Raw genomic sequence first — 14,115 nt, forward strand, 5'->3', positions numbered from 1 at the left:
GGGGGAGAGAATGGATCCGGTGGTGATCGCGGGGGCGGCCCGCACGCCGATGGGCGGCTTTCAGGGCGCGTTTTCAGAGCTTGCCGCGGCCGATCTGGGCGCGGTGGCGCTTGGCGCGGCGCTTGACCGGGCGGGCGTTCCGGCCGCTGAGGTCGACGAGGTGCTGATGGGCTGCGTCCTGCCCGCGGGGCAAGGTCAGGCCCCGGCGCGGCAGGCGGCGCTGAAAGCGGGTCTACCGCTTGCGGCGGGGGCGACAACGATCAACAAGATGTGCGGTTCGGGGATGAAGGCCGCAATGCTGGGCCATGACCTTTTGCTGGCGGGCTCGGCGCGGGTCGTGCTGGCGGGCGGCATGGAGAGCATGACGAATGCCCCCTATCTGTTGCCGAAAGCGCGCGGCGGGCTGCGGCTGGGGCATGGGCAGGTGCTCGATCACATGTTTCTGGACGGGCTCGAGGATGCCTATGATCGCGGCCGGTTGATGGGCACCTTTGCCGAGGATTGCGCCGAAGCCTTCGGCTTCACCCGGCAGGCGCAGGACGATTACGCGATTGCGTCTTTGACCCGGGCGCAGGCGGCAATTGCCAGCGGGGCTTTCGCGGCTGAAATCGCGCCGGTGGAGGCAGGCCGGGCCGGGCTCATCACCACCGACGAGCAGCCGGGCAAGGCGCGGCTGGACAAGATCGCGACGCTGAAACCGGCCTTCCGGCCGGGCGGCACGGTGACGGCGGCGAATTCCTCCTCGATCTCGGACGGGGCGGCGGCGCTGGTGCTGATGCGCGCCTCCGAGGCCGAGGCCCGCGGGCTGACGCCGCTCGCCCGGGTGCTGGGTCATGCGACCCATGCCGATGCGCCGAACCTGTTTCCGACCGCCCCGATCGGCGCGCTGACGAAACTGGCGGAAAAGCTCGATCTGGATCTGCGCCGGATCGATCTGTTCGAGGTGAACGAGGCCTTTGCGGTGGTCGCGATGGCGGCGATGGCGGCGCTGGATCTGCCGCATGACCGGGTGAACCCGCATGGCGGCGCCTGTGCATTGGGGCATCCGATCGGCGCTTCGGGGGCGCGGGTGCTGGTCACGCTGCTGGCGGCGCTGCGGCGGCACGGGCTGAGAACCGGCGTCGCGACGCTCTGCATCGGCGGCGGCGAGGCCACGGCGATGGCGGTGGAGCTGATGGCATAGGGGCGGGTTCGGGCGGAAAGGGAAAGGCACCGCCTTTCCCCGCCCGACAGCGCCCGGCCGCAACCAGACCGCAAGCCCCAGGCACGACAGTGGCCGGATCGGGGACAGGATCCGCATGGCCTCGGCGATGGCCGAGGCCAAAACGTCCCGGCAAGGTCTGCCCCCAGACATGCGCAGCGCAAGGCTTCGTGTTCCTGCCGCAAGGCTTCGGGTTGGCATCGCCCCCCGGCCTGCGCTAGAAGGGCGCAAGTCCAAGCCAGCCCGGAGACGCCAGATGCCGCAGTATCGTTCCCGCAAATCGACCCATGGCCGCAACATGGCGGGGGCGCGTGGCCTCTGGCGCGCGACCGGCATGACGGATGGCGATTTCGGCAAGCCGATCATCGCCGTCGTCAACTCCTTCACCCAGTTCGTGCCGGGTCACGTGCATCTGAAAGACCTTGGCCAGATGGTCGCGCGCGAAATCGAGGCCGCGGGTGGCGTCGCCAAGGAATTCAACACCATCGCCATCGATGACGGCATCGCCATGGGCCATGACGGGATGCTCTATTCCCTGCCCTCGCGCGAGGTGATCGCGGATTCGGTCGAATACATGGTCAACGGCCACTGCGCCGATGCGATGGTCTGCATCTCGAACTGCGACAAGATCACGCCCGGCATGATGATGGCGGCGATGCGGCTGAACATTCCGGTGATCTTCGTTTCGGGCGGGCCGATGGAGGCGGGCAAGATTTCCCCCGACGTGATCGACCATGACCTTGATCTGGTCGATGCGATGGTGGTCGCGGCCGACGACAGCTACACCGATGCGCAGGTGGAGGCGATCGAGAAAGCCGCCTGCCCGACCTGCGGATCTTGTTCCGGCATGTTCACCGCGAATTCGATGAACTGTCTGGCCGAGGCGCTGGGTCTGGCCCTGCCCGGCAACGGCTCGATGCTGGCGACCCATGCCGACCGCAAGGCGCTGTTCCTGGAAGCCGGGCGGCGCATCGTCGACATCACCAAGCGCCATTACGAGGGCAACGAACCGGGCCTTCTGCCGCGCGACATCGCGACCTTCGAAGCGTTTGAAAACGCCATGAGCCTCGATATCGCCATGGGCGGCTCGACCAACACGGTGCTGCACCTTCTGGCCATCGCCTATGAGGGCGGGGTGAATTTCACCATGGACGACATCGACCGGCTCAGCCGCAAGGTGCCGGTGCTGTGCAAGGTCGCCCCGGCGAAACAGGACGTGCACATGGAAGACGTGCACCGCGCCGGTGGCATCATGGGCATTCTGGGCGAGATGGGCCGCGCCGGGCTGCTGCATCTGGACGCCCGCACCGTGCATTCCGCCTCGATGGGCGAGGCGATCGCGACCTGGGACGTGATGACGGCCAATGATCCCGCCGTCGACAGCTTTTACCGCGCCGCGCCGGGTGGCGTGCGCACGACCGAGGCGTTTTCGACCGGCAACCGCTACAAAGAAGTGGACCGCGACCGGCAAGCGGGGGTGATCCGCTCGGCCGAACATGCGTTTTCCAAGGACGGCGGTCTGGCGGTGCTGTTCGGCAATATCGCGGAAAACGGCTGCATCGTGAAGACGGCGGGGGTGGACGAGTCGATCCTGAAATTCACCGGCACGGCGAAAGTCTTTGAAAGTCAGGACGATGCGGTCTCGGGCATCCTGACCGGCAAGGTCACCGAGGGCGAAGTGGTGGTGATCCGCTTCGAAGGCCCGCGCGGCGGCCCCGGCATGCAGGAGATGCTTTACCCGACCAGCTATCTGAAATCGAAAGGTCTGGGCAAGAAATGCGCCCTGCTGACGGACGGGCGCTTCTCGGGCGGGACCTCGGGGCTCTCGATCGGCCATGTCAGCCCCGAAGCCGAGGAAGGCGGGCTGATCGGTCTGGTCGAGACCGGCGACGTGATCGAGATCGACATTCCGAACCGCAGCATCCATCTGGCCGTGGCCGAAGACGTGCTGGAGGCGCGGCGTGCCGCCAAGGGGCCGCTGCCCTGGACGCCCGCGGCCCCGCGTCCGCGCCATGTCTCGACCGCGCTCCGGGCCTATGCGATGTTTGCCTCGTCGGCGGCCAAGGGCGGCGTGCGCATCCTGCCGAACTGAGCCCGGCCCCCGGACCCGAAAAGGCCCCCGCCGCGGCGGGGGCCTTTTCATGTCGCGCGGTCAGGACCAGGTGTGCAGCACATGCGCGGCGGCGGCGATCATCGCCCAGATCACCCCATGCACCAGCGCCAGCGCGCCCAGCCCCGCCACCACCCCGGCCAGCACCCAAAGCCCGTCGCGCTCGAACAGGCCGATGCCGATCAGCGCCAGCGCAAAGGCGGGCCCGATATTGCCCAAAGGAATCGGCAGCGTCAGGATGATCGCCAGCACCAGCGCCAGAAACCCCAGCCCCTGTTCGGCCCAGCGCGAGGACAGAAAGCTGAGCCGCGGTTGCAGCATCTTCTCGGCGCGCAAGAGCCGCGGCACGACCACCGCTGCCAGCCGGGCGAAATCCGCCCGCGCGATCGAGCGTTTGGCGATGAAGGCGGGAAACCACGGCGGCCCGCCGATCAGCATCTGAAAGGTCAGGAAGATCAGCGGCAGCCCCAGCACGGCCGAAGTTCCGGGCGGCGTCGGCAACACGTTCGGCAGCGAAAAGATCACCAGCAGCGGGCCAAAGGCGCGCACGCTGAGCCGGTCCAGCAGATCCGACAGCGCGATCCGCTCGCGGCCCTGATCCTCGGCCAGTTCCGTCAGCAGATCCGAGAGCCGCTCGGGCCGCGGTTGACGCGCCAGACGCGCGCGCAGTTTCGCGGCAACGGCGCGGGCGCGGGCCCGGGCGGCGGGACCGGACATCCGGCTCATGCCCGCGTTCCCGGGAAACCGCCGGACAGGACAGGGAAGGACATGCCAGATCGAAACGTCATGAGCCGCGAATCACGAGGGACAGGAGTGGATGATCTGCAGATAGGCAGCCCCTTGCCGCGGCGCAAGACCGTTGCGACCATTTGCGCCCGGGGCCCCGGGGCGATGGCGGCAAGCCGCCAAACGCGGGCGGTCACCGCCCGGATTGCACGCGGCGCGGCCCCGTGCGATGCTGCGCCATGGCCGAGATCGTCAATCTGAACCGTTTCCGCAAGCAAGCCGCCCGCACTGAGGCCAAGGCCGCGGCCGATGCCAATGCCGCCAAATTCGGCCGCACCAAGGCGCAGAAACAGCGGGAAGAGGCCGAGGCCGCCAAGGCCCGCGCCGCCCTTGACGCGCATCGGCGCGACCCGGAGCCGGAAAGGTGAGCGAGGCCCCGCGCAAGCATTCGCTGACGCTGGGCGGGCACCGCACCTCGGTCTCGCTCGAGGACGCGTTCTGGACCGGCTTCAAGGAACTGGCCGCCGCCCGCGGGCTTGGCCTGAACGAGGCCGCGCGCGAGATCGACGCCGCCCGCGATCCGGGCACCGGGCTGGCCACGGCGATCCGGCTGGCGGTCCTGCGCCACTACCGCGACCGCTGACCCATCCCCGAACGCACCGCCGCTTCGCAGGCCGCCGCCAGATCCTTGCGCGAGGGGAAATCCGACACATCGAGCGGCGGATGAAACACCACCTCCGCGGCGCCCTGCCGGGCCACCGAGAGCACCTTGGCCAGATGAGTGGCAAAGGGCATGTCCCGCCACCAGCCGTAAAACCGCGGATCCTCGCCCTCGGGCGCGGTGTAATTCACCGTGACCGGCTGGATCTGCATCACCTTGTCGAGCCCGTGGGTGTAAAAGGCGGCAAAGAGCGTCGTCTTGAACGGCAGCACCTGCAGCCCGTCGGTCGAGGTGCCCTCGGGGAAGAACAGCAGATGGTGCCCGTCGCGGATGCGGTCTTCAAGAAGCGCCTGCTGCGCCTTGGCCTCGCGCGGGTCGCGGCGGATGAAGACGGTGCCGGTGGCGCGGGCCAGCCAGCCGATGAAGGGCCAGTCCGCCACCTCGTCCTTGGAGACGAAGTAAAGCCGCTGACAGGCGTTCAGGGTGAAGATGTCAAGCCAGCCGGTGTGATTGGCGACGACGGCGCCGATATGCTGCATGGGGCGGCCGCGGACGGAATAGCGCAGGCCCAGGATGGCGACGCAGATCCGGCAGACGACAGGGGTGATCGCCGGGGTCCAGGGCCGGTGCCCGCCATGCAGCGGCCGCTCGATCAGCCGCACCGCCAGATGCAGGGTCAGCCCCGCCATCAGCACCAGCGCCATCGCCCCGCCGCGCAGCGCCAGACGCCCGCGCCCGGCCAGCGTCGGCGGCCGGTCGGGCGGCGGTTCGTCGCCCATCCAGATCGGTCGTGTCATCCGCGTCCCTCCACCCGTCGCGTGTAGAACTCCCGGTGCTTCTCCGACATCGCCTGCGTATCCATCAGCAGCATGACATCGGTGGTGTTGAAGGGCCGGTCGACAAAGGCGCCCTCGCCGACGAACCCGCCCAGCCGCAGATAGGCCTTGATCAGATTGGGCATCGCATCGAGCGCGGCGCGGCGGTCCAGCGCCTCTTTCGCCACCAGATCCATGCGTTGAAACTGCCGCGCGCGCGGGCGCAGCCCCTCGGGCGCCAGATGGTGGTGGTGCAGCCAGGCCAGCGGCTGCTGCAGCGCCGCGACATCGGTGCCGTGAAACGAAGCGACGCCGAACAGGATCTCGATCTCATGCGCCAGCACGTAATCAGCGAGCGCATTCCACAGCATCAGCATCGCCGCGCCGCCGCGGTGATCGGGATGCACGCAGGACCGCCCCAGTTCCAGAAGCCGCCGCCCCGAGGCGCGCAGCGGCGTCAGATCATATTCCGCATCGCAGTAAAACCGCCCGATCTCGGCCGCCCGGTCCGAGCGCAACAGCCGGTACGCCGCCACCACCCGGTCCAGATCCTCTTCGGGTTTCGTCGCGTCGATCAGCACGAGATGGTCGTAAAGCGGGTCGAATTCATCGGCTTCCAGCCGGTTTTCGTGATCGATCAGCGGCCCCGCCCCGCCCAGCTCCTCGACGAAAACGGCATAACGCAGCCGCTGCGAGGCCCTGATCTCCTGTGCGTCCCGCGCCAATCTGATTTCATAAGAAAGCGGTGCTGCCGCCATGCTCAAAGCCTTCCGTCTTCGTTCATCTCTAGGCGCCCGCGCGCAAGGCTGCAATGATGCGGACCGCAGGACCCGCGCAGCGAAAGGGGTCAGGGCCGCGATGCGGGGCTGTTAACCATTTTTAAAGCTGTTAACCTTTTATCAACCTTGGTCGGGAATAACGAGGGAAAGCTGCACCCGTCGCCCGTCGATCACCTGTTTGCCGGCATGTTCGAAATTGACCGTCACCCTGTCGCCGACGCGCGACTGCACCTGTCCCAGCCCCCAATCGGGGGCCTGGGGGTTTTTCACCAGCATCCCCGGTTCCAGAAACGCGTTCATCCTGCCCTCGCTTCGGCGACCCCCGAAAGGGAGATCCACCATGACCCATGAAGCCTTCGTCCCTGCCCCGCCGCCCGAGACCGCGCCTTCCGAGGCCGATCTTGTCGCTCTTGTCGGGTCGCGACTCTGCCACGACCTTATCAGCCCTTTGGGGGCGATCGGCAACGGGGTGGAGTTGCTGAACATGTCCGGGCTGGCCGACAGCCCCGAGGTGCAGCTGATTTCGCAAAGCGTCGCCGCGGCCAATGCGCGGATCAAGTTCTTCCGCATCGCCTTTGGCCAGGCCTCGGTCGATCAGCGCATCGGCACCCCGGAAATCCTTGGCGTGCTTGAAGAAATCTCGCGCGGGGGGCGGGTGAAATACCATTGGCTCGGCGCGGGCGACCAGTCGCGCCGGGTGGTGAAGCTGATCTTCCTCGGGCTCTTGTGCCTTGAACCGGCGTTGCCCTGGGGTGGCGAAGTCGTGATCACCGAGGAAGACGGCGAATGGCGTCTTGTCGCGCAAGCCAAGCGCACCAAGCCCGATCCCGAGCTTTGGGCGCGGCTCTCTGGCAGCCTGGTCACGGTCAGCCCGGCGCAGGTGCAGTTCCTGCTGTTGCCGCGCGAGGCCGGGCATCAGGGGCGGCGCGTCGTCTGGGACGTGGCCGAGACAAGCGCCGAGATCCGGTTCTGAGCCTGAGGCGGGCCCCGCGCGGGGCCCTGCCTTACGCGCGGCCCGGCTTACGAACGGCGCGGCTTACGGCGCGGCCCGGCTTACGCACGGATCGTGCCGTCGCCGCGCACCAGATATTTGAACGAGGTCAGCTGCTCGGCCCCCACCGGGCCGCGCGCATGCAGCTTGCCCGTGGCGATGCCGATTTCCGCCCCCATGCCGAATTCGCCGCCATCGGCAAACTGCGTCGAGGCGTTGCGCATCAGGATGGCGCTGTCGAGCCGTTCAAAGAACCGTGCCGCGGTGGCGTCGTTTTCCGTCAGGATCGATTCGGTGTGGCTTGAACCGTAGCGGCGGATATGGGCAATGGCGCCATCGACGCCGTCCACAAGCTTCGCCGCGCAGATCATGTCGAGGAATTCACGGCCGAAATCCTCCTCCGCCGCCGGTTTGGTGCCCGGGATATGCGCCAGATCGGCCGAAACCCGCATCTCGACGCCCTTCGCGATCAGGTCTTCGATCAGCACCGCGCCGTGTTTTGCGTAAAACGCCCGGTCGATCAGCAGGCATTCCATCGCACCGCAAATGCCCGTCCGGCGGGTTTTCGCATTCACCACCACACGGCGGGCTTTCTCCAGATCGGCATCGGCATCGGCGTAGATGTGACAGATGCCCTCCAGATGCGCGAAAACCGGCACCCGGGCCTCGGCCTGCACCAGACCCACGAGCCCCTTGCCGCCGCGCGGCACGATCACGTCGATATGGGCCACGGCGCGCAGCATCGCCGCCACCGCCGCCCGGTCACGGGTGGGGACCAGCTGGATCGCCGCTTCGGGCAGATCGGCGGCCTTCAGCCCGGCAACCATGCAGGCGTGAATCGCCCGGCTGGAATGGAAGCTTTCCGAGCCGCCGCGCAAGATCACCGCATTGCCCGCCTTGAGGCACAGCGCACCGGCATCGGCCGTCACGTTGGGCCGCGATTCGTAGATGACGCCGATCACGCCCAGGGGTGTGCGGACGCGCTGGATGTGCAGCCCCGTCGGCCGGTCCCATTCCGCGATCACCTCGCCCACCGGATCGTGCTGTTCGGCGACGGCGCGCAGCCCCTCGACGATGCCGCGCAGGCGGGTTTCATCCAGCCTCAGCCGGTCCAGCATCGCGGGGGACAGGCCCTTGTCGCGGCCAAAGATCATGTCTTCGGCATTGGCGGCCAGGATCTCGTCCTGACGCGCGGCGACGGCCTCGGCGGCGGCGATCAGCGCGGCCCGCTTGCGCGGCGCCGGGGCAAAGGCCAGCTCGGCCGCCGCGGTCCGGGCCGCCTGGCCCATGGTGTCGATCAGGGTTTTCGCATCCAGCTCGTCGCGCATCAGACATCCTCCGTTCGGCGCGTGATACGCCACGAAGCGGGAAGCGTCCAGAGGGAGGGGAAAGTGGCGCGGTTGACGGGGCTCGAACCCGCGACCCCCGGCGTGACAGGCCGGTACTCTAACCAACTGAGCTACAACCGCGCGATGGGCGTTCACTACCGGCTGCGGCCGAGGGCGTCAAGCGGGAAAGCGCAGTTGTTTGACGGGGGCGGTCGGGTAAGCTGGGTGGAGTGTGAGGGGTGCGAGATGACCGAGGCAGAGAAGGCCTATCAGGCCGCACTGGAAGAAATCGAGCGGGTGAAGCGGGAGGGGAGGAAGTACATTAGCCTAACCAACAAGCATTTTCGCGAACTTGACCGGCTTCCCCCGGAACTTTCGCAGCTTTCTGGACTATCAAGTATAGACATAAGAAGCACAGCCATCGCGGACATTGCCCCCGTTGCAGAGCTTTACAAGCTACAAGGGCTCGATCTCAGCAACACTGCAGTGACCGACCTATCCCCGCTGGCCAAATTACTTCAATTGTCAGACGTTATATTGCGCGGCACTGCAGTTTCCGATTTGAGGCCATTAAGCAAGTTGGAGCAACTCGGAACAAGGGGGTTGCCCGGCCTTGCTTTCACTAAAACTCTCGCAACTGAGTGCGACGCTGAGTTGGCGAAGCTATCGAAGATAGAAGACGTCGAAACGCGTTCACTTGCAACCCTCGCCTATCTGAACACCCTGCCGCCGTGGCCCGAGCCCTATCTGCCCAAAGCCCGCCCCGACGGCAAACCGCCCGAGTGGATCGGACTGAGGGACGGGGACCGCCCGCCTTTGTCTCCGTCTCCGATTCCCGGTCGCGGCCTTGTGCCCCCGGCGGGGCTGCGCAGATTGACGCTTTCGGATGCGCGGGCGCTTCTGGAAACCGGCCATCCGATCCTGCGGGACCGCTGTCAGCGCGTCGTGGCGGATATTGACGAGGCGCTGGCCTTGCAGGCGATCCGCATTCCGAACGATCCCGATCAGCTTGCCGCCCATGAAGCCCTGTCGCGGACGCTTGTGCTTTGCAAGGCGGCCCTGATGGGCATTCACGATGCGATCCCCGAAGACCTCTCCGATCAGCCGATCGACGATGTGGCGGCGGGGCGGCTGCGGGCGGCCTTTGATGCGGCGCTTGAAAGCCTGAAAGAGGCCGCGCGCTACATCGACCGCAAGGATCACACGCCCACTTATGGCGGATTGCTGCGGCTGGGCGCGGCAACCGGGGTGGCCTCGATCATGGCGATGGCTCCGGGGGTGACGCTCGCCGTCGCTCTCCCCACGGTCTATGCCTGCCTTTATGGGCCGGAGGCGGCGAAGGCCTTGAAAGAGTTCGGCAAGCTGGGTGGCTCCTGACGGCAAACCGAAAGAAGGCCGCATCCCGGGCGGAAGCGGAAAGGCACCGCCTTTCCCCGCCCGTCGCGACCAAGCTGCGGCAAGACCGTTTCCACCCGCGTGACAGAGGCCAGCGCCCAGCCCCGGCGGGCGAGAAGCGCCCGCCAGTGGCGCGGGGCGGGCGCTGGCCGAGGGCCTTTGGGGCCCTCGGCGGTCTTGGGGCAAATGTCGCGCAGGGCCAAGGCGATGGCCTTGGCCATATGTGATGAGTGCTCAAGAAACCTGACCCTCAGCGATCCGCCCGAACCGGGGTCGGACAGGCCAAGGCGAAAAAACAAAAGCCCCCGCTGTCGCGAGGGCTTTTTGAAAGTGGCGCGGTTGACGGGGCTCGAACCCGCGACCCCCGGCGTGACAGGCCGGTACTCTAACCAACTGAGCTACAACCGCGCATTTCTCCCGGGCCGTAACCGCGGGCGTGGGAGGCTTCTACGCATCCACGCCCCCCCCGTCAAGCGGTGAAACGCGAAAATTTCACCGCAGCAGCGCTGCAAATTTTCACCGCAGCAGCGCGGCAAATTCCGCCTGCTCCTCTTCGTCGAGTAAAGCCACCGCCGTGCGGCTGTCGGTCACCAGATCCTGCAGCAGATGCCCCGCCAGCGCCGCATGCAGCGCCACGACCTTGTCCGTCCCGCCCGCCAGACCGATCACCCGGCGACGCAGGAAATCGGGCGCGGCGGGCGCCAGGGTGCGGGCGGCCAGGGCACTGGGCAATTCGCGGCCCTCTGCGTCGAAGAATCGGCCCAGAATCTCGCAGGCGGCGCCCAGACCGACGATTTCGGCCAGATCCTCGGTGCCGATCATGCCGAACTGATGCAGCTGGTTTTCCGGCGCCCCGCGCCCGATGCCCACCACCCAGACCTCGGCCTGCAGCGCCATCTCGGCGACCCGGCGCAGCATCGGCTGACGCAGCAGATCCGCCGCTTCCTCGGGCGTGCTTGCGTAAAGCGCCGTCGGCAGGGGAAAGGCCTGCGCCCCCAGCCGCTGCGCGATCTGGTGCATCACCGCATGCGGATAGGCGGCATGGCCGAAGGTCAGCTCGCCCAGAAGCGAGACGAAGCGCAGCTGCCCGATCCGCATCTCGGGCAGCTGCGCGACCATGGCGGCGATGGTGCGCCCATGCGACAGCCCGATGATGCCCGGCGCCGAGCGCGCCTGCAGCACCCGCACCAGATGCCGCGCGGCGGCGGCGGCGATCATCGGGACCGGGTCGGTCTGATCGGGCGGCATCAGCGCGATGCAGACGGTGCCCAGCCCGAAGCGGTCGCGCAGACGGCGGGCAAGACGGCGGATCAGCCGCGCCCCCTCGGCGGCATCCGGCACCGGCACGGCCACGCTTGGCCGCTGCTCCAGCAGCGCCTGCACCCGGTCGGGCGGCAGACCAAGCCGCCAGCCGATTTCCGTGACCGAGAGGCCGCCGATGTCATGCAGCCAGCGCGCCCGCGATTCGGGCGTGTCGGGATGAGGGAGCCTGTGCGGCGGGGCTGTCATGCGCCTGATCCTCCGATACCGGCCAGAGCGACGGCGCGCGGCCGCGGCTCTTCGGCCAGATAGCGCGCCTCGAAACTGCGCAAGCCCAGCGGCCGCCCCAGCAGGAAGCCCTGCATCGCCGGACAGCCCTCCTCCTTCAGGATGCTGAACTGCGCCTCGGTCTCGACGCCCTCGGCGATCGCGCGCAGGCCAAGCGCCCCCGCCATCGCCAGGATCGCCCGCATCAGCGCCCGGGCGCGGCCGGGCTCGGGCCCTTCAAGGCCGCGCACGAAGGAGCGGTCGATCTTGATCTCCGCCACCGGCAGGCTTTGCAGCACCCCCAGCGCCGATTGCCCGGTGCCGAAATCGTCGATCGCGATCTTGTAGCCGACGTCGCGCAGCCGTTCCAGATTGCGCCGCTGCCGCAGCCCCGGCGCGGCCAGCCCGGTCTCGGTCAGCTCCACCGTCACCTGTTCGGGGTCCAGCCCGACGCGCAACAGCCGCTCGGCCAGATCGGCATGGCCCGGCTCGTCCAGCGTCGTCGCATTGATGTTCACCGCCAGCGGCAGCCGGATCCCCCGCGCGGCCCAATCAGCCATCATCGTCCCGGCCAGCCGCATCACCTCGAGGTCGATCGCCGAGACCAGACCGTCCACCTCGGCCACCGGAATGAACTCCGCGGGCGAGATCGGCCCCAGCTCGGCATCGGTCAGCCGCAAGAGCGCCTCGGCGCCGATCAGCCGGATCCCCTCGCGCACGTCGAATTTCGGCTGCAGATGCAGCTCGAAGCTGCTCTCCTCCAGCGCCCGGTGCAAGGCCTGCGCCACCGCCGTGCGGCGTTCGAACTGCGCCCCGATCTCGGGCGAGAACAGCGTCACCGTGTTGCGGCCGCGCGCCTTCGACTGGTGCATCGCCATGTCGGCCGCGCGCAAAAGCGCCTCGGCGCAGCCGCCCGGCCCCGCGTGCAGCGCCACCCCGATCGAGACGGTCAGGAAACATTGCCGCCGCTGCAGCCGCATCGGCCGGGCAAAGGCGCGCACGATGTCCCAGCTGCGCGATTCGGCGGCCAGGGCATCCGCCCCGGGCAGCAGGACGACGAATTCGTCCTCGTTCGTGCGCGCCAGCAGCGCCCCCTCGGGCAGGCCCTGTTCCAGCCGCTTCGCCGCCGATTTGATCAGCTGATCCGCGGTTTCGTGGCCCAAAGTGTCGTTGATCAGCCGGTGATTGTCGAAATCGATGCACAGAACCGCGATCCCGCCGCCCTCGGCCTCCAGACAGGTCAGCCTTTCGCCCAGACGCCGCATCATCAGATAGCGGTCGGGCAGGCCGGTCATCAGATCATGGGTGGCGATGAAGCGGGCATTGTCGATCGATTGTTCCAGTTGCTGGCCCAGATCGTGCAGGGTGGTGATGTCCGAGAGCGACAGCAAAAGCCGCCCGTCGCCGGGATCGCCCGGCAACACCACCAGATCGACCTGCAACAGCCGCAGCCGCCCGGCGCGGCGCAGCCGGATCAGCACCGGGCCGCTGTGCTCCGGATCCTCCATCGCGGCGCACAGATCCGCCCGCCCCTCTTCGATCGGCAGCAGGTCGAACATGGCGCGTCCACAGACCGCGCCCGTGCCGCAGCCCATCAGCGCACAGGCCTCGGGATTGGCCAGCACGATCCGGTCCTGCGCATCCAGCACGATCTTGCCGCTGGGCAGCGCATCCAGGATCGTCGTCAGCCGGTCGCGTTCGCGCGCCAGCGCGCCCTCCAGCGTCGAGACCGCGGTCATGTCCAGATCGCAGCCCATCAAAAGGCTGATCTCGCCCGCGGGGTCCCAGCGCACGGCGCGGCAAAAGGACAGGAAGGTGACCCAATGCCCCAGCCGATGCCGCGAACGCGACAGATGTTGCACCAGCGCGCCGCGGCGCAGGCGGGCGCGCGTCTCGGCGGACTCGAACCCCGCGACATCCTCGGGGTGGCTCATCCGCGCCCAGTCGTCGTGGGTGAGCGGCTCCAGATCCTCGGCGCCGTAGCCGAGCCGGTCCTTCCACGAGGCCGAGACGTTCAACGCGCCGCTGCGCAGATCGACATTCCACGACGAGGTGGGGGTGATGCCGGCGTTTTCCAGCGTGCTGCGCGCCACCTGCAGCGCGGCATCCAGACGAAAAAGCCGCCCCGAGGCCGCAGAGGACGCGCCGGGCGCGGCAGGCTCGGCCGGTTCGAGACAGGTCAGGATGAAATCCTCGCCCCCCGGCCCCCAGCGCAGGCGCAACAGGATCCCCCGCGCCGAAGACATCTCGGGCAGGTCCAGCCCCAGCCGCACCGGATCGGTGTCACAGCGCAGGAAACGGCCCAGATCGGCGCGGTCGTCGGGGTGGAAAAGCTGCGCGAAGACGGCCAGATCAAGGGTCAGATCCCCAAAGGCAGAGCCCAGAACGATCCGCGGTCCGGCTGCGGTGGTCCGCAGGCGCCAGGACAGCTCGCCGACACAAGCGGACGCCAGAGCGTCGGTTGCCGGATCGAAACGGGGGTTGCGAACGGCCAATCTTGTCTCCGGGTTCTTCCTTTCGTGCGAAAGCCTACCATGGTTTCGCGCATGGGGCGAGTGCAATCACTCAACCCAGACATGTCC

General features: G+C 67.8%; 13 protein-coding genes and 2 tRNA genes. 6 read left to right on the forward strand and 9 right to left on the reverse strand.

Features of this window, described 5'->3' with window-relative positions:
• The first annotated feature begins 10 nt into the window (after positions 1-10).
• Together RCAP_RS14790 and ilvD are read left to right on the forward strand one after the other, a co-directional pair.
• Complete coding sequence (locus RCAP_RS14790) at positions 11-1,183, forward strand: acetyl-CoA C-acyltransferase (RefSeq protein ID WP_013068692.1); 1,173 nt, start codon at positions 11-13, stop codon at positions 1,181-1,183.
• A gap of 274 nt (positions 1,184-1,457) precedes the next feature.
• Positions 1,458-3,293 (forward strand): dihydroxy-acid dehydratase, encoded by a 1,836-nt coding sequence (gene ilvD / locus RCAP_RS14795; RefSeq protein WP_013068693.1) that lies wholly within the window; start codon positions 1,458-1,460, stop codon positions 3,291-3,293.
• A gap of 60 nt (positions 3,294-3,353) precedes the next feature.
• Here the strand turns inward: ilvD and RCAP_RS14800 are convergent, their stop codons facing one another.
• On the reverse strand, positions 3,354-4,037 hold the full coding sequence (locus RCAP_RS14800; protein WP_013068694.1) for an exopolysaccharide biosynthesis protein: 684 nt from the start codon (positions 4,035-4,037) through the stop codon (positions 3,354-3,356).
• A 239-nt stretch (positions 4,038-4,276) separates the two neighbouring features.
• On the opposite strand from RCAP_RS14800, the gene RCAP_RS14805 reads away from it, so the two are divergent.
• Together RCAP_RS14805 and RCAP_RS14810 are read left to right on the forward strand one after the other, a co-directional pair.
• Positions 4,277-4,465, forward strand: coding sequence for a DUF4169 family protein (locus RCAP_RS14805; protein WP_013068695.1), 189 nt, complete (start codon positions 4,277-4,279; stop codon positions 4,463-4,465).
• Positions 4,462-4,680, forward strand: a complete 219-nt coding sequence (locus tag RCAP_RS14810) for a ribbon-helix-helix domain-containing protein (protein WP_013068696.1) — start codon at positions 4,462-4,464, stop codon at positions 4,678-4,680. Before RCAP_RS14805 ends, RCAP_RS14810 begins: the two co-directional genes overlap by 4 nt.
• On the opposite strand, the gene RCAP_RS14815 is transcribed toward RCAP_RS14810, so the two are convergent.
• The 3 genes from RCAP_RS14815 to RCAP_RS14825 form a co-directional block, all read right to left on the reverse strand.
• A complete protein-coding gene (locus RCAP_RS14815; RefSeq protein WP_013068697.1) occupies positions 4,665-5,495 on the reverse strand; it encodes a lysophospholipid acyltransferase family protein in 831 nt (276 codons plus the stop codon). The two genes, RCAP_RS14810 and RCAP_RS14815, sit on opposite strands and share 16 nt — an antisense overlap.
• On the reverse strand, positions 5,492-6,271 hold the full coding sequence (locus RCAP_RS14820) for a GNAT family N-acetyltransferase (protein ID WP_013068698.1): 780 nt from the start codon (positions 6,269-6,271) through the stop codon (positions 5,492-5,494). The genes RCAP_RS14815 and RCAP_RS14820 overlap by 4 nt, the downstream gene beginning before the upstream one ends.
• 141 nt (positions 6,272-6,412) lie before the next feature.
• The gene (locus RCAP_RS14825) at positions 6,413-6,592 is read right to left on the reverse strand and encodes a DUF3553 domain-containing protein (RefSeq protein ID WP_013068699.1); all 180 of its coding nucleotides are present in this window, start codon (positions 6,590-6,592) and stop codon (positions 6,413-6,415) included.
• A 40-nt stretch (positions 6,593-6,632) separates the two neighbouring features.
• Here RCAP_RS14825 and RCAP_RS14830 point away from each other — a divergent pair, with 40 nt between their 5' ends.
• A complete protein-coding gene (locus RCAP_RS14830; RefSeq protein WP_013068700.1) occupies positions 6,633-7,265 on the forward strand; it encodes a histidine phosphotransferase family protein in 633 nt (210 codons plus the stop codon).
• A gap of 80 nt (positions 7,266-7,345) precedes the next feature.
• Here RCAP_RS14830 and RCAP_RS14835 read toward each other — a convergent pair whose 3' ends face one another.
• Positions 7,346-8,611, reverse strand: a complete 1,266-nt coding sequence (locus RCAP_RS14835) for a glutamate-5-semialdehyde dehydrogenase (protein ID WP_013068701.1) — start codon at positions 8,609-8,611, stop codon at positions 7,346-7,348.
• Between the two features lie 64 nt (positions 8,612-8,675).
• A tRNA-Asp gene (locus tag RCAP_RS14840) sits at positions 8,676-8,752 on the reverse strand.
• A 105-nt stretch (positions 8,753-8,857) separates the two neighbouring features.
• On the opposite strand from RCAP_RS14840, the gene RCAP_RS19410 reads away from it, so the two are divergent.
• Positions 8,858-9,988, forward strand: coding sequence for a leucine-rich repeat domain-containing protein (locus tag RCAP_RS19410; protein WP_013068702.1), 1,131 nt, complete (start codon positions 8,858-8,860; stop codon positions 9,986-9,988).
• A 349-nt stretch (positions 9,989-10,337) separates the two neighbouring features.
• Here the strand turns inward: RCAP_RS19410 and RCAP_RS14850 are convergent.
• The 3 genes from RCAP_RS14850 to RCAP_RS18685 form a co-directional block, all read right to left on the reverse strand.
• Positions 10,338-10,414: transfer RNA gene (locus RCAP_RS14850), tRNA-Asp, on the reverse strand.
• A 108-nt stretch (positions 10,415-10,522) separates the two neighbouring features.
• A complete protein-coding gene (locus RCAP_RS14855; RefSeq protein WP_013068704.1) occupies positions 10,523-11,515 on the reverse strand; it encodes a sugar-binding transcriptional regulator in 993 nt (330 codons plus the stop codon).
• Positions 11,512-14,028, reverse strand: a complete 2,517-nt coding sequence (locus tag RCAP_RS18685) for a putative bifunctional diguanylate cyclase/phosphodiesterase (protein ID WP_013068705.1) — start codon at positions 14,026-14,028, stop codon at positions 11,512-11,514. The genes RCAP_RS14855 and RCAP_RS18685 overlap by 4 nt, the downstream gene beginning before the upstream one ends.
• Positions 14,029-14,115 lie beyond the last annotated feature (87 nt).

Source organism: Rhodobacter capsulatus SB 1003 (genome assembly GCF_000021865.1).
GTDB lineage: Bacteria > Pseudomonadota > Alphaproteobacteria > Rhodobacterales > Rhodobacteraceae > Rhodobacter > Rhodobacter capsulatus_B.

Coding starts and splice junctions, on each gene's coding strand:
- RCAP_RS14790 (WP_013068692.1), top strand. CDS start 11: ATGGATCCGGTGGTGATCGCGGGGGCGGCCCGCACGCCGATGGGCGGC.
- ilvD (WP_013068693.1), top strand. CDS start 1,458: ATGCCGCAGTATCGTTCCCGCAAATCGACCCATGGCCGCAACATGGCG.
- RCAP_RS14800 (WP_013068694.1), bottom strand. CDS start 4,037: ATGAGCCGGATGTCCGGTCCCGCCGCCCGGGCCCGCGCCCGCGCCGTT.
- RCAP_RS14805 (WP_013068695.1), top strand. CDS start 4,277: ATGGCCGAGATCGTCAATCTGAACCGTTTCCGCAAGCAAGCCGCCCGC.
- RCAP_RS14815 (WP_013068697.1), bottom strand. CDS start 5,495: ATGACACGACCGATCTGGATGGGCGACGAACCGCCGCCCGACCGGCCG.
- RCAP_RS14820 (WP_013068698.1), bottom strand. CDS start 6,271: ATGGCGGCAGCACCGCTTTCTTATGAAATCAGATTGGCGCGGGACGCA.
- RCAP_RS14825 (WP_013068699.1), bottom strand. CDS start 6,592: ATGAACGCGTTTCTGGAACCGGGGATGCTGGTGAAAAACCCCCAGGCC.
- RCAP_RS14830 (WP_013068700.1), top strand. CDS start 6,633: ATGACCCATGAAGCCTTCGTCCCTGCCCCGCCGCCCGAGACCGCGCCT.
- RCAP_RS14835 (WP_013068701.1), bottom strand. CDS start 8,611: ATGCGCGACGAGCTGGATGCGAAAACCCTGATCGACACCATGGGCCAG.
- RCAP_RS19410 (WP_013068702.1), top strand. CDS start 8,858: ATGACCGAGGCAGAGAAGGCCTATCAGGCCGCACTGGAAGAAATCGAG.
- RCAP_RS14855 (WP_013068704.1), bottom strand. CDS start 11,515: ATGACAGCCCCGCCGCACAGGCTCCCTCATCCCGACACGCCCGAATCG.